General features: G+C 42.8%; 14 protein-coding genes and 1 tRNA gene. 11 read left to right on the plus strand and 4 right to left on the minus strand.

What is annotated here, in order from left to right; all coding sequences use genetic code 11:
• Nucleotides 1-62: 62 nt before the first annotated feature.
• Nucleotides 63-1,298 (minus strand): tetratricopeptide repeat protein, encoded by a 1,236-nt coding sequence (locus tag ACM0OZ_RS08655; protein ID WP_414582384.1) that lies wholly within the window; start codon nucleotides 1,296-1,298, stop codon nucleotides 63-65.
• Nucleotides 1,299-1,522: 224 nt separating this feature from the next.
• On the opposite strand from ACM0OZ_RS08655, the gene ACM0OZ_RS08660 reads away from it, so the two are divergent.
• The 5 genes from ACM0OZ_RS08660 to ACM0OZ_RS08680 all read left to right on the plus strand — a co-directional run bounded on the left by ACM0OZ_RS08660 (nucleotide 1,523) and on the right by ACM0OZ_RS08680 (nucleotide 6,393).
• Nucleotides 1,523-2,125: a chromophore lyase CpcT/CpeT gene (locus ACM0OZ_RS08660; RefSeq protein WP_414582385.1), complete on the plus strand. Its 603-nt coding sequence runs from the start codon at nucleotides 1,523-1,525 to the stop codon at nucleotides 2,123-2,125.
• 718 nt (nucleotides 2,126-2,843) lie between these two features.
• Entirely contained in the window at nucleotides 2,844-3,998 is a 1,155-nt protein-coding gene (xerC, locus tag ACM0OZ_RS08665; RefSeq protein WP_414582386.1) for a site-specific integrase, read from the plus strand.
• A 143-nt stretch (nucleotides 3,999-4,141) separates the two neighbouring features.
• The gene (locus ACM0OZ_RS08670; protein ID WP_414582387.1) at nucleotides 4,142-4,291 is read left to right on the plus strand and encodes a plasmid mobilization protein; all 150 of its coding nucleotides are present in this window, start codon (nucleotides 4,142-4,144) and stop codon (nucleotides 4,289-4,291) included.
• Nucleotides 4,292-4,385: 94 nt separating this feature from the next.
• Nucleotides 4,386-5,135: a hypothetical protein gene (locus ACM0OZ_RS08675; protein ID WP_414582388.1), complete on the plus strand. Its 750-nt coding sequence runs from the start codon at nucleotides 4,386-4,388 to the stop codon at nucleotides 5,133-5,135.
• Nucleotides 5,136-5,799: 664 nt separating this feature from the next.
• The gene (locus tag ACM0OZ_RS08680) at nucleotides 5,800-6,393 is read left to right on the plus strand and encodes a hypothetical protein (RefSeq protein ID WP_414582389.1); all 594 of its coding nucleotides are present in this window, start codon (nucleotides 5,800-5,802) and stop codon (nucleotides 6,391-6,393) included.
• A gap of 290 nt (nucleotides 6,394-6,683) precedes the next feature.
• Here ACM0OZ_RS08680 and ACM0OZ_RS08685 read toward each other — a convergent pair whose 3' ends face one another.
• On the minus strand, nucleotides 6,684-7,094 hold the full coding sequence (locus tag ACM0OZ_RS08685) for a hypothetical protein (protein WP_414582390.1): 411 nt from the start codon (nucleotides 7,092-7,094) through the stop codon (nucleotides 6,684-6,686).
• A 1,372-nt stretch (nucleotides 7,095-8,466) separates the two neighbouring features.
• Between ACM0OZ_RS08685 and ACM0OZ_RS08690 the strand changes: the two genes are divergently transcribed.
• Both ACM0OZ_RS08690 and ACM0OZ_RS08695 read left to right on the plus strand, forming a co-directional pair.
• Nucleotides 8,467-8,850 carry a hypothetical protein gene (locus ACM0OZ_RS08690; protein ID WP_414582391.1) on the plus strand — a complete coding sequence of 128 codons (384 nt, stop codon included), beginning with the start codon at nucleotides 8,467-8,469 and terminating at the stop codon, nucleotides 8,848-8,850.
• Between the two features lie 120 nt (nucleotides 8,851-8,970).
• Entirely contained in the window at nucleotides 8,971-9,186 is a 216-nt protein-coding gene (locus ACM0OZ_RS08695) for a hypothetical protein (RefSeq protein WP_414582392.1), read from the plus strand.
• Nucleotides 9,187-9,317: 131 nt separating this feature from the next.
• Here the strand turns inward: ACM0OZ_RS08695 and ACM0OZ_RS08700 are convergent, their stop codons facing one another.
• Nucleotides 9,318-9,566: a hypothetical protein gene (locus tag ACM0OZ_RS08700; RefSeq protein WP_414582393.1), complete on the minus strand. Its 249-nt coding sequence runs from the start codon at nucleotides 9,564-9,566 to the stop codon at nucleotides 9,318-9,320.
• A 241-nt stretch (nucleotides 9,567-9,807) separates the two neighbouring features.
• Between ACM0OZ_RS08700 and ACM0OZ_RS08705 the strand changes: the two genes are divergently transcribed.
• The 3 genes from ACM0OZ_RS08705 to ACM0OZ_RS08715 all read left to right on the plus strand — a co-directional run bounded on the left by ACM0OZ_RS08705 (nucleotide 9,808) and on the right by ACM0OZ_RS08715 (nucleotide 12,702).
• Nucleotides 9,808-9,879: transfer RNA gene (locus tag ACM0OZ_RS08705), tRNA-Cys, on the plus strand.
• Nucleotides 9,880-10,112: 233 nt separating this feature from the next.
• Nucleotides 10,113-11,351, plus strand: coding sequence for a tyrosine-type recombinase/integrase (locus tag ACM0OZ_RS08710; protein ID WP_414582394.1), 1,239 nt, complete (start codon nucleotides 10,113-10,115; stop codon nucleotides 11,349-11,351).
• A 391-nt stretch (nucleotides 11,352-11,742) separates the two neighbouring features.
• A complete protein-coding gene (locus ACM0OZ_RS08715; RefSeq protein ID WP_414582395.1) occupies nucleotides 11,743-12,702 on the plus strand; it encodes an N-acetylmuramoyl-L-alanine amidase in 960 nt (319 codons plus the stop codon).
• On the opposite strand, the gene ACM0OZ_RS08720 is transcribed toward ACM0OZ_RS08715, so the two are convergent.
• Entirely contained in the window at nucleotides 12,694-12,924 is a 231-nt protein-coding gene (locus tag ACM0OZ_RS08720; RefSeq protein ID WP_414582396.1) for a hypothetical protein, read from the minus strand. The genes ACM0OZ_RS08715 and ACM0OZ_RS08720 overlap by 9 nt on opposite strands.
• Before the next feature lie 426 nt (nucleotides 12,925-13,350).
• Between ACM0OZ_RS08720 and ACM0OZ_RS08725 the strand changes: the two genes are divergently transcribed.
• Nucleotides 13,351-14,490, plus strand: coding sequence for a hypothetical protein (locus ACM0OZ_RS08725; protein WP_414582397.1), 1,140 nt, complete (start codon nucleotides 13,351-13,353; stop codon nucleotides 14,488-14,490).
• The last annotated feature ends 85 nt before the right edge of the window (nucleotides 14,491-14,575 follow it).

Consider the following 14,575-nt stretch of genomic DNA (forward strand, 5'->3'; position numbering starts at 1 on the left):
GGAGGGAAAGAGGGATGGAAGGAGAATTTTCCCTCACTCACTCCCTCACTCCCTCATCCTCTCTATTGGGAACTTTGCCCAGACGTTTTTTGAATTTGCTGGGTGAAGTATGCTTCGTCATAGTTCAACTGTTGCGCTATCTCCAGCCCTTTTTGAAAAGCTGTTCGTGCTTGGGGATAGTCTTTACGTTGCAAATGAAGTTGCCCAATTTGGTCATAAGCATTCATTAAACCGTAAAAGTTGGCAGATCGCTCCTGTGCTTGCAAGAGAATTTGGCTTGCTTGCAAAGCCTCCTCCACTTGTCCTTGAGAACGGTACAGTACAATTAATTTTTGCAAAATCTCCCCAGCACGGACAAATTGCTCTGATTGCCAAGCTGTGGTGTAAGCTTCTTCATAGTTCTTGAAAGCTTCTTGCAGTAAGCTGGGATTTTCCCGTGCCAAAGCTTCATAATCTGAGCCAATAGCCTGCTTTAATGCTACTAACTGGATCTGGTTGTTTTCTTGCTGATAAACTTCTGCTAATTTATTACGTATCTTTACTGATTTTTCTGGTTGGTTTGCTTGTTTGTAAATGTAAGCGAGTTGTTGTAGATATGCTATTTCGTTAGCGCGATCGCCTCTAGAAGAAGCGAAAGTTAGCAATTGCTCATAAGTAGCCGCTGCTGATGCGTAATCAAACCAATTCAGATGCAATTCTCCAATAATCCTCAGGGTGTTTACTTCTGCTGTGGTATCTTTTTGCTGTCGCACTGCTGCCAAAACTTGATCGTAAACTTGCAGTGCTTCTTTAGGCGATCGCACTCCTTGGTAAGCTTGACCTAACGCTTGCAAAAGTTGTAAATCTGGTGTTGTTTTTTTCGATTGAGCCTGTTTTTGGATTGCTTGCAATCGCTGTGTGATATATTGCACTTCTTGGCGCTCGTTTTCTCTCCAAGCGATGTCGCCGACTCGCGACAGTGCTTGTACCTCTGCCAATGGACCTAAATAACGGCGTAAGCGCAGTTCGCGGTTCCAGATATCAAACGCTGTTATCCTATCCCCTGCTTGTAGTGTAGTTGTAGCTTGTTGATTGAGTTCATCCAGCGCCGCCTCCAACTTTTGACTCTCTTGCGGAGTCAGCGGCTGTTTATCTTTTGGCGAACGTGGTAACAGTGGATCGGGTGTGGTGAGCTCCAGTGGATTAGGAGGGAATTTATCTGGCTGTGTAGGCTTTTTGCTCGCTGCTAGTGTCGGCGAACTGCAAAGGAGACACAATGTAGCAGTGGCTGTCATGGTAACACTTAAGCGCCGTAGCATGGACATTTTACCTTTTTGTTGCATTACTAAGTTGCTCAACTGTTGCGCTTAAGCGCAACTACAAACCTATTACCTATCTGACGAGACTCAGCAAAAAATTCTCCTAAGAACAACCACAAGCTATAAAATATTCCATAATACAATTTCTATTTTGTCTGGCTACATACTGGTAGCTTTCTTGACCAAATCTCGAATGCAGAATCTAAATTTGATATTTTGATATAATGACTCATTCTACGGACATAGCAACATTAGCCCGCTGGATGGCGGCAGATTTCAGCAATCAAGAACAAGCTTTTGAAAACCCGCCTTTTTTTGCTCACATTCGCGTTTGTATGCGTCCTCTACCCTTGGAAGTTTTATCTGGGGTAGGTTTTTTTGTTGAACAAGCTTATGACTATTCGCTTAATGATCCTTATCGCTTAAGGGTTTTGAAGCTGGTGAACACAGGAAAGCACATTGAAATCGAGAACTACAGCGTTAAGGAAGAAAAAAAGTTTTACGGTGCATCCCGTAACGTTGAACGCCTCAAAACCCTAACTGCTGATGATCTGGAAAAACTACCAGGCTGCAATATGATTGTAGAGTGGACAGGTCACAACTTTAAAGGCACGGTAGAACCAGGTAAAGGCTGCATTGTGGTTCGCAAAGGACAAAAGACCTACCTGGATAGCGACTTTGAGATTGATGAAGACAAATTTATCAGTCGCGATCGCGGACGCGATCCAGAAACCGATGAGCATATCTGGGGGTCTGTCGCTGGACCATTTTACTTTGTCCGCTGGGCTAGTTTTGCAGATGAAGTAAAACTAAGTTCTGAATCGTGACTTCCAGAGCCCTAAGGGAGTACCAAAAAATGGCGTTGCTGATTTGAAGTAGAATCCTAGTGTAGAGACGTGACGCCAGTCGCCTAGGTCGGGAAACCCTCCTGCAGCGCTGGCTCACCATGGTACGTCTCTACAAGGGTTTGGAATCACACGACATCTTTTTCATACATGGATTCAGCAACGCCCAAAAAATAAATTATCCATTATGTAGGGTGGGTTAGGCGTACGACAGTTGAGGTTTTACATGCAAGACTTGCATTGCGCCGTAACCCACCATTGCTTGCGTCACTACAAATTGCAGATTTTTTTAATTGCAAGTCCCTAAGAGACTGTTCTTACAGCAGTTTTCACGTATTTGAACCACACTGTAAGGGCACAGCAATGCTGTGCCCCTACGGCAAATGTGGTCTATTTACCTGAAAATAGCTGTAAGCTTTAGCCAACAAATCCGAAATTCCACATGGTTGTAATCAGTCTACTTTTTGCGTACAATGAGAAACACGCCTGTAAATCGAGCAAGTTATAAGCTAAATTTCAGGAAATATTCAGTTGTGTGACGGCACAAGCGCATAACTGGCGGCATAGCCAAGTGGTAAGGCAGAGGTCTGCAAAACACAGAAAATGCAGGTAAACAAGCTGTAACCCTTGATATTACGTTAACCCAATAGTTGCACCCAACCCTTTGGCTACCATTTTGGATACCACGATAAGGTAGCTAATGAAAGGCATAGTAGGCATAGAGAATAAGAAAGGTAAGTTAAGACTCAGGTTGCCTAGGTCAGTAGCCACAGATAGCGCCAGATACCTGTCAACTGGTATGGATGCAACCCTAGACAACCACAGAAAAGCCCAAAGGGTAGCACTAGAAATAGAGGAAGACATTAGGGCAGGTCAGTTTGACTTGTCCTTTGAGCGTTATTTGGGGCAGTTCAAGACGCAACCACAGAAGATAGTGAGAGGGACAGACCTAGGGGAGCTATGGGGTAGGTACTGTCAGTACATGAAGCCACAGTTAGCAGTCACTACCTACCAGAGAGACTACACAAGGAAGTATGCCAACCACATCCAAAGGTTGCCAACTAGGGACTTGAGGAAAGCTATTGCGATAAGAGACCACTTGGTAGCTACGCTGTCAGCAGATACAGCTAAGAGAGTGCTAACTTATATCAATGCCTGCTGTAGCTGGGGCGTTTCCTCAGGGCTGGTCAGTCATAACCCATTTGAGGGTATGGCTAAGAGCATCAAGGTAGCCAAAGCTGGGGCTGATATAGACCCGTTCACGCTAGCAGAGAGAGAAGCTATCCTAAAGGCATTTTCTGAGCATCCCCAACATAAACACTACCTACCATTTGTTAGGTTCCTATTCCTAACTGGTTGCAGACCAGGGGAAGCCATAGCGCTACAGTGGCAACACATTAGCACTGACTGTAGCCAAATAACTTTCAGTGAGTCCTTTGACAGTGGACTAAAGGTTAGAAAAGATACTAAGACGCACCAGACTAGGAAGTTTCCTTGTAACCAAGTACTGAGGGGTCTACTACTTAGTATCAAGCCAAAGGACTACCAGCCAGACGGGTTAGTCTTTGCTAGCCCCACAGGGCTACCTATCAATGCCTCAAAGTTTGCTAGCCAAGTTTGGAAAGGCTGCAAGAGTGGTCAAAAGACTTATCAGGGTATAGTTGGTCAGCTAGTTAGGGATGGGTTCTTAAAGCGATACCGATGTCCCTACAACTGTCGCCATACCTTCATCACTATGGCTATTGAGGCGGGTGTACCGATAACTCAAGTAGCCAAGTGGGTTGGGAACTCCCCTGAGGTCATTCTGAAGCATTATGCAGGCATCCTTAACCAGGCAGAAGTACCTATTACCTGACCACTATCCTTTAGTATAAGCACTAGTTATTAATACGTAGCTTATAGTAAAAAAGTTAGATATAAATACAGTACTCCTTTCCGGAATATGTAGGAAGTAGCAGGTATAATATAGTAGTAGGGAGTCAAACAGGAGGGTAGAGGATGTCAGAGGAGAAAAGGTCAGTCAAGCTACAGGTTTGGATAACACCTGAGGAGAGTATCAAACTGAAAGAGACAGCTAAGGGCTTAGGTATAAGCGTATCAGACTTAACTAGAATGGTACTGAAACAGGCACTAGCTAATGGCTACTAAACAGACTAACCAATACCAAATAGGGGCAATGGTTGCACCCACTACCCCTATGTTTCAACTTTATTAACTATTCGCTCACAGAGGAGCTTATTATATGTCACATTCTAACACCGCTAACCTGTCTATGTCTCTAAGTACTTTTGGCTCTATCCGTAAGACAGAAGACGGTAAGGTATCAGTTTATGACCTTATCTCAGTAGTGGGTGGTAAGAAACAACCTTGGGACGCTTTGAAGCGGCTCACAGAGCAATATCCGGAAGTCCTCGGAAAATGCGAGGACTGGAAGTTCCCAGGAGCTAGGCAAAGAAATACACCAGTAACTGATAAAGAAGGTGCGCTATATATCATTAGTCTGTTACCTGGCGCTGTTGGTAAGACTTACAGAGAGGAAGCGGCTAAGTTAGTCCTAGCCTTCCTAGAAAACCCTGAAGAGTTAGCCAACAAGGCTATAGACCGTATTGAAGACACTGAAGCACTCAAACGTGTACAACTCAGGGCTGAGTCCAAAGTAATGCGTAGAGTGTTAACTGATGAGTGCCAGTGCAGAGATGTAACCAACTACGGCACAGTCACGAACGCCACTTATAGAGGGTTATTAGGTACAAGCGCTCAACAAGCTAAAGCGGCAAGAGGGTTGACTAAGAAAGACAACTTAAGAGATAACTTAACAGATATGGAGCTAGCAGGGGTGCGTCTGGCAGAGTATCTGGCAGTGGAAAAGATGAAGTTGGTAGATGCTCAAGGAGATAGTGAAACTGCATCCTGTGCTTATGCAGCCGCCAAGAACGTAAGAGCCGCTATTCAAGATACGTTATATGGTGATATACCTGTCTACGACTTCTAATACAGATATAGACTAAACTCTATAACAACATTACCAAACCATCAGATGTCTGATGGTTTTCTTGTGCTTATGGGTTGATATAGTTGGTTAACCTACATCTTGTAGGTCGGAATGTACCCTAGATAAGGATGCCAGCTAAGTTGCCAGCATCCTTACATGGAGTGAATGCCAGCTATTTAGCCAGCATTCTTAGCTAGCATACGTTTCGACCTACACCTTGTAGGTTAACCTAAACCTCTCTCATGGGGTTTTTATGTTAGGTAGGAACATACCGGGACTTTATTTTAATAGCCTTCCTGCCCATTGTAGAGGGTCTCTTTTGGGGTCTCAAGTTGACTAGCTCAAACTAGGTCTACATAAGCGGTTGAGGTCGTTTTTGACTAGCTTAGTTGACTAGCTCAAATGGACTTAATAGCTGGTCAACGGTAACATCTTCACGCATTCCAGAATACAACCGGACGTTATCAATAACTTGAGTAGGTTGACCAGCTTCATCTTGCGTAGCTCAAAGCTTTTTATAATAAGCATTTGAGCCGTTTTAGTAGCTCCATCTTGCGTAGCTCAAAGGCTTAAAACTCCGTTATCTTACGCTAACCTCTTGACAAGCTTAGTCTTGATAAGCTAACATGATAATATCAAGCAAGTAAACCAAGCGGGTTAACCAATGACTCAGGACTATACCTACTCGACTCATCCGTTTGCTGGTATCCAAATAGACTCCTTTATTACTGAAGATGGTCGTCATTGGGCAACTCTTACTCCATTGGCTCAAGCTTGTGGTGGTAGCCGTCAGAATATGGTTGACTGGGTTGCCCGTAAAGGGAACCTAGAAACGTTAGATGTGAAAGTCGGTAAGTTTAAGAAAGCAGCTAAAGCATATCTGATATCAGATATTGGAGACTACTTAGACTACAGAGTTGAGTTAGGGGACAAGAAAGCTCTAGCGTTGTATTCTGCGACCTTCCGTGCCGACTTAGAGCGCTCTATTAAAGAGGCTCATGGGCAGTCAGTTACAGCGGCACAGCATGAGGATAGACGCGCTACCATCCGCATGGAACTGATAGACCGGATGCTGGAGAAGCAACATATCATCTGGGAGCGACCATACGCGAGTCAGGAGTTTCAGGCAGCTATAGCAGAGCAAGGTCAACTCTGGGAGGACATGACAGAGGAAGAGCAACACGTCTACATCGAGAAACAGAAGGTAGCTACACCAGGTTGGGTACATGGCTTTAACCAAGTTATTGCCAAGATGTGACACCGCTTATAACTTCTATATCTCCACCTAAACCCCGTTGGGCAACTCCTGACGGGTTTTACCTTATACCAAGGTAGCGTTCCGACTGGTAGTTATGCTACAATAGTAGATATACCCAGAAAGACCTGAGGGGACAATGGCACGTTCCAGATGGTGGAGAGAGAAACTGGTGATAAAGTAGCCGACGACTCCACCACCCCAAAGGCAACAAGGGCAACATATTCTGTACGAGTTAGTACCCTCATTTTTAGGCGGGAGAGACAACCTTCCAAATGAGGGCTTTAGCGTGTTTATTTAACCGTACTAGCTGTGGTGTTAACTCCAGGTTGGACGATAGGTGCTGCAACGTTAGCGCTGTTGGATAGTACAGAAGCTAGTACAGTACCCAAGCTGGCACGGGATAGTCTGACCACCATCACCTCATTAACAGGTGAAGGTTTGACAATGACATCTAGAGAAACTTGACCATTATCTAAGTCTCCTGGTTGGTTATTGGTCGCATCACAAACCACCAAGTAAGCATCTTCCGGAGTTGCCCCATAGAGCGCTCCTGCTGTCCTCAAGTCTTCACAGACTGCCACGGCTGTGGACTTGGTGCGACTAAACAGCATACCTTGACCATCTACAGTACTAAACAGGATGCTATCAAATGCACCTCTCAAGGTACCCGCTAAGATGTTGAGAATGACTCTCGTTGTCATGAACTTGTAGTAGGGGTTGGTGCTGAGAGTGCGACAAGCGTAGATACAGACACCTTTATTAGGGATGCTTAAGAAAACAGAGTAGGAGTAGTTAACGTATCTGCAACAGCATCTTTTAGCTTATATATAGAGAAAGTTTTAGAAGATGCTGTTCCAACCTTCCCAAACAGTCCTGACATTTACCCCAGAACCTGTGAGGGGCTGAGCAGGGCGGGTAAGCAAGCTACCTAGGGTAGTCCTGAGCCATGCTCGGCACATCACAGGGTAACTTTAGAGCAACTTAAGTTGATGAAGGGATACCTACAGCTTGTAAGCCAGGTATTGACTTGACTAAGTTAATAGTAGTAAAATAATAGGTTATGACTTTTATCTGAGTCAAGACTCTTTTTCATGTTTAGTACTAAACTTGTAAATGACTTACAAGCCTTAATGTAAACTGGTTTACTATTTAAACTGACAAGCGGCATTGTACAATACTGATGACTGCCCAGGACGACGGGGCTTTGAGTTACCATTGGTAAATGAAAAAGTTGATAAAGAGCCTTAAAAGTTTAAGGAGCTAAAATATTTAGGAGCTAAACGCCTTTGCATCTGCTAATATGGAGCTATGGTTATGGAAAAGTTTCTCTAACCATCTAACCAACAAGAAAAACCCCAAAGCTACTGCTAATAGCTTTGAGGTGACTTGACGTACTATAGTAGATGTGCTAGCAGGTTCGGAAACCTTCTAGAACTTGCCTGCAATGAAAAGTACCAGTAAAGCAACTACAGTAAGCTGCGATACTGCTGCCATTACAGCACAGCATATGGCGAGTATTGTCATCATGTTTGTGATATCCTTAACTAAAGTTATACGGCTATTCCTCCCATTGGCTTGGCGTTGATGGGAGCTAAACTTATGTCTATGAATAGCTGTATCTACGATAGCATCTCTTGCAGGTTAACTGGTAAGAAAGTTGAATATTTTCCATGAAAAAGATGCAATAGCCCTCTCGTGAAATAAAGGAGGGCTTATTGCCGTTCTAAGCATTTCCACAAAATAGCGGCTGAAACGCTTATTCTATCGTACCATTTGGGGAATGCCCTTCTAGGTACCTCTGAGAGGACATTTAGAGAAGGTAGGAACCATACCAGGACTTATTTTTACCTACCTTCCTGCTCATCCTAGGAGGTCTTTTAGGTTAACCTGTATTGACGAGCGTTCGCACAGTTACTACCTTCTGAGTATTCCGACTTACTAACAAAATGTTAAAGAGTAAAAATACCTAACCTCAGATGTGAGGTGGGTTTAGTAAATATTCTCCCCTTAGAGGATAGATATGTAGCGACTAATGTAGTAGAGCTCTAGTTAGTAGTAGCTCTAGGTAGACCTGTGGCAAACAAACGCGACCAGGCTTTGTTGGAGTGGATAGCCAAGGACAAGCGTAACAACGACCCAATAAAATGGAACAGGATGCTGAAAGGACAGCAAGAGATAGTTAGAGAGTGGCTAGATGTGCTGACTAGACCAGCCACAACAGCGTTAGCGCTATCAGTCGTGCTGGCTAAGTTCCGATATTTTACTAAGCTCTACATAACGCTTGGTCAGATGTACGGTGCATTAGATGAGCATGGCTATGAGCTAACCATATCTTGTGGTCAAGCCTCTGCCAAAGTTAAGTTCATGAGGCTAGAACCCGGTACAACCAAAATGAGTCAACGGCAGCTTTACCGGGCATTGGCTCCCATCTATCGGATGCGCGTTTGGCTCGACTGACCGCCGCCTAGGTTACGTTCCGACTGGCTTCATAAATACCCAACCTATGGCGGGTACTTAGTCGTTACAGGTATATTAAGTAAGCTCATGACTGAAAACCTAAGAACAGCTTAACGACTCATGACCATTACCTTAAACGGGACTGAATACGATGTCCAGGATATTGAGGATATCGACTGGGAGGGGAGAGGAGACACGCTGGAGGATATCACAGGTTATCTAGATGCGACTGAGTTTACTATTTTCTTTCGCGATGGCACTGTTGAGGAAGTCCATGTGGATGACTTAGAGGATGATAACTACGAGCGCTTATTGCAGTGTATTGACCCCATGTGAACTCCTGCAAGCTCAGGAACTGACTCCACAATATGGTGGAATGCGCTCACAGCAACCAAGTTGCTCCCCCCTCGCCTTAAAAGCCCAGCTATAGGTCTACTGGGCTAACTTATGAGTATGTGGCGTGTGTCTTAGTCTTCCTGAGTCAGTCCTAGCAAGGCTTGAGAGTAGTCAGAGGCATAGCAGGAGACTAGCCGTAACTGCCAAGGAGTCCTAGAGAGATGGTAGACTCTTTCCTGTTGCTGCTTAGGTTTGGATGATAAGTCAGCATCTTTTTTATCTTCTCTATATAAAGAGCTAGAAGATGATGACTTATTGTCCTGATATCTCCCCCAAGGTATCCAGGCAGGTATCCAGGCATTTGTTATGGATATGTGCATAGTCGTCTTTGACATCATTTGGCTAGCGCCAAGAATAGTAACCAGGATGGCTTAGGAGATGTTCTTGGCGTTAGCCAAGGGCTGTGGTTGGCTACTTTTTGAGGTGTTGGCTATCAGAACACCTCATGCTATACTAGGACAGTAGTTAAAGAGTTGGCTACTGCTTCGCAGGGTTAGCTACCAAAATGGCTACTTGGCTCCACCAAGAAAGCTCTAGTGGTTACTCTTGACGCAGTCAACTGGCGGCATAGCCAAGTGGTAAGGCAGAGGTCTGCAAAACCTCCATCCCCCGGTTCAAATCCGGGTGCCGCCTTCAAAGAAATATAAGCATTACAGGGCTTTGAAGCCCTTTTTTAATGGTAGTTGTAGGGCTTGTTTCCAGAGCCTTCCAATATTTTTGGGGTAATTTTGGGTAGTTTGGGGAAACAACTGGGGTAAAACTGGGGTAGATATGTAAGGTAAAGGTGTTTACCCCAATACACATTTCTGGGGTAAAACTGGGGTAAAGTGGAAAAGTAAAAATGTTTACCCCAGTTAATTAAGCTTATGGAGCCTAAAAAATCTCAAAGTATTGCCAGTCGGGGTTCGGTGCAGATAAAGAACTCTAACGGCAGTCTCCAATTAGTTTTTTCTCATCCTATTATTACGCCCACTGGAGAGCTAAAAACCAAACGTTTCTATGTTTCAACAAGGCACGACGATACACCTTTTGGAAGACATCAAGCATCGGCTTTGGCGACAAAAATCCAGAGGGATATTGACTATGGAGAGTTTGATGCCAGTTTAGTTAAGTACAAACCAGCAGCGTCATTAAGCACCGTTACCCCAATTACCCCAATTACACCTTCACGTAACCCCCAACCAGACTTGGGAGAATTATGGGAAAAATACACTGAGTTTAAAAAACCACAGGTTAGTCCTTCTACTTATGCGGTTGACTACCGCAAGTATCGCAATCACATTGCTAAGTTACCAACTAAAACTTTAGATGATGCGATCGCAATTCGAGACTATTTACTTGCAAATCTCAGTGCTAATGCCGCCAAACGTACTTTGACAAATATAAATGCTTGCTGTGATTGGGCACTTAAAAGTCAGCTAATTGAATCCAATCCCTTTCAAAGTATGGCAAAAGACATTCTTCTTCCGAAGTCAGAATCAACAGAATATGAAATTAATCCCTTTACGAAGGAAGAACGGGATAACATAATTCAAGCATTTGAGGAGAGCAAACTCTACAGCTACTATGCTCCTTTAGTAAAATTATTATTTTTTACTGGGTGCAGACCATCAGAAGCGATCGCTCTACAATGGAAGCACATCAGTGATAAATACATTACCTTTGAGCAAGCAATTACCATCAGTACTAAAGGGTTAGCCCTCAAAGATGGATTAAAAACCCAAAGCCAAAGACGTTTTCCGATTAATCATCAGCACCGTGAAATTTTAGACTCCATCAAGCCTGAGAACTGTAACCCAGATGATTTTATCTTTAGAAGCAAGAAAGGCGGCATAGTAGACTTTGGAGATTTTCTCAATCATGCCTGGAAAGGTTACAAAAATCATCGTGGTACACATATAGATGGAATCGTAACTCAACTTGTAAAACAGGGCGTAGTCAGCGAATATCGCAAACCTTACCAATGCAGGCACACTTTTATTACTCTTTGCCTGGAAGCTGATATTGATGCGAAGGATGTAGGAAAGTGGGTTGGTAACTCTCCAGAAATTATTTACAAGCATTACGCAGGTAATAAACGTAACTTACAGGTGCCAGAATTATAAATTTGTTGAATTAAAATATGGGCGATCGCCTACAAAGCAATTGTGTTTATCAGAAAATACGGTGATCTGATAAAAGTAACTTTTGCACTAAATGTCGCTACTTGTCATCACCTTGTTCATTAACTCTTAGTACTTGTGTAAATAATACAAGGACGCGATCGCGCTCTGTTCGGTGTCTGCCTCTATGGTGCTACCCGAATCAACGAAAGTTGCACTTTGCTCAAAGGTGATGTCATCGGTACCAGGGGTGTTAGACCTAAGTTTATCATCAGGGCATACAACGCTAAAGGTGGGCAAGATACGCAATCTTATGTGAAACTGAAACAGCCGAAGTTTGGCTAACTGAAGTTTAAGAAAACACGATTTTAATAAAATTAATTAAGTAAAAAAGATGAAATATGGAATTGATTGCGGACACAACGCAACCCCGGATACTGGGGCTGTTGGAATTAAGCAAGAAGATGTATTGACTCTAGCTGTAGGTAGTCGAGTTATGGCTGGCTTGAGATCGCTAGGGCATGAGGTTGTTAATTGTACTCCTACAAAAGCTAGCAGCGTCGGTGATTCGTTAAGGCAACGTTGCCAAATCGCCAACAGCGAGAAAGTGGATGTTTTCGTCAGTATTCATTTCAATGCCTTTAATTGCAAAGCTTACGGGACTGAAGTCTATGCAATGAGCAACAGCGGGAAGACTTTAGCTAAGAATGTAATAAACGAAATCTGCTCTCTGGGATTTTTCAACCGTGGGGTAAAAGATGGATCTCATCTGTATGTTTTGAAAAATACATGTATGCCAGCGATTCTTGTAGAGTGCTGCTTTGTAGATTCCGCAACGGATATGAATTTATTAAATGCTGACACGATGGCAGCGGCTATTGTTAAGGGATTAACCGGGCAATGTGTCGCAACTCCTGCCAAAAGTCCAGATCGCGCGGCTAAGTGGCAAGAATTTATCAATGTGCTTAAAGCTGCTAATATAGCCTATCCGCAATTGAAGCCAGCACAATTAGCGCAAGCAATTTTAGAATCAGGCAGGGGAACTTCTGAATTATTTTTAGAGCACAATAACCCCTACGGTTTGAAATGGCGAAGGGAAATGAGCGAAATTGCTCAAAATGTTTCCTATAAAGCCCATGACGGAGTTGATGATTATTGCAAATTTCAAACTCTGGAAGATGCGGTAAAGGGATACTGGCTATTTATTGGCAGGAAACCATACCAGGGATGGGAGCAATATTCTAGCCCAGAAGATTATTTAAAATTTATCGTTGGTTGTGGATATTGCCCGGATAAAGCCTATGTCAATAAAGTAATTTCAATCTTGCCAGAAGCTAGGAAATTACTACATTAATAATTGGATGCCTAAGTTTGTGTAGATTTTAATTTGATCTTTGTAAACCCATCGGGTGCAGGAGGTAGAGTAAACGTCTATAACTAGAGTCAACCAAGGGCGACCAACAACCGAACCGTTTTGCTCTGCAAGCAATACATCTAAACAGGTAAAGTCACATATCCAGCAAGAGTTGCTGTGCTCTATGACCAAATTGTTTTGAACAGAAAATTGAAAAACCATAATGTTACTCCATCGATTAAGAACAATACTTTTGATAGTTCGTCATCTGTGCAAACGTCATAAAACAACGCTGGCAATGTCCATCCACACACAGCGCAGGAACCTTAAATCTTGCTCCACAGTTTGGACATTCTGACAGTAATCGCAGATGATGGCTCGCGCACTTCTGCGTCACCTTAAACTGCCATTCAATTTTGTGACAAGGCGATCGCCCGCTCTCTACATGGTACTTACTAACTTTTAGTAATATTTATAATCAGTAAATAAATAATTTTTTGTAGTCAAAAAGTAAAAAAATAGTGAAGCGGTCATAAAGAAAGAGGCAGCGACCCTTGAAGACATCTATCTTTAATGTATATTTTTTAACATATATCCTTGTAAAAGCAATCCAAGGTGGCTAAATAAAGGACAACCTCTTGATTGGATATGACTCATTTAATTCTGCAAGTTTTAGGTAAAAGTGATGTTTTATGTGATGGACGAGAAGGATTTCACCAGCTACTAGATATTTATTCGTTAGAAGAAATTAAGCAAAAAGCAGCATGGAATGATGAGGATTTAATTCCCAATTTAGATAGAGTTGATTTTCCTCTCATAAAAAAAGTTAGGGATAGCCTACCCTCTGATTCTGATACTGTATTTGCTTTTATCCTTACTAATCAAGTTAAGTGGATGCAGGAACGAAATGATTCTGGTGAAGCTTGGAACACATTCGTCACATCAGATGGAATTTGGTGGCAGAATATTCTAGCGGCTTGGTGTGAACAACAAAATCTTAAACACTATCCGATTGTTCTTGATGTCCCTCCAGAGGTTAATTATGGTGTAGCTGACTGGGAAGGTATGGCGGATGCAGTAGATTCTTTACTAGCTCGGTATTTTGATATTGTTGAAAATAATTTAATTTATTTCCAGCCTAATGAATCAGAGAAGATTCAGTTAGAAAAAATTATTGTGCAGCACAGCAGCGGTACTCCAGCTTTGAGTGGTGCTTTGTATCTTTGGGGTGTTGAGAAAAAACTTGCTGTTGGAGACAAGATTGAGTTTGCTTATATCTCTGAGCAAGACATAAATTGTACACCGCATTCTGGAAAGCATTGGCAATGGCGGTTAAAAGACCCACAAATTCGGGAGTTATTGAAAATTCAGGATTTTAGTGGTGCTTTGAAATTACTTGATAGTCAACATCCAAACTATCAACAGCTAAAAAACAATCTTGAGTTTTTAGATAAATCAGTATCTCTGAATCTTGAGGGGCGTTCTTTACATGATAGAGAGAGTATTATTGAACGCATAAGTATTGCCTTGTGGAGTGAAAAAGCTTTTCGCGATCGCAGTCAGTGGATGCACTGGTCTCTTAGAATAGCTGGGGCTTTAGAATTAGCTTTACTCCTGTTGGTAGAAAAGCAAGGGAATGGTGATTATCAATGGCATAAACGCAAATTAATCTTTAAGAATGATAAGGAATTAAGAAGGCAGAAGTACGAAGGCAGAAGGCAGAAGGCGTCCCCACGAATGAATTCGGGGGATTTAATAAAGTTGCTACGCGTTTATTTTTCTCCATAAATAAATTCAGGGGCTTTAAACCTTATGGCAGAGAACAGAGGACTTATTTTTGTATCAAAGCTTACCTTCTTTCCTTCTGCCCTCT

It is taken from the genome of Scytonema sp. PCC 10023, from assembly GCF_963920835.1.
In the GTDB taxonomy this organism is placed as follows: Bacteria; Cyanobacteriota; Cyanobacteriia; order Cyanobacteriales; family Nostocaceae; genus Kalymmatonema.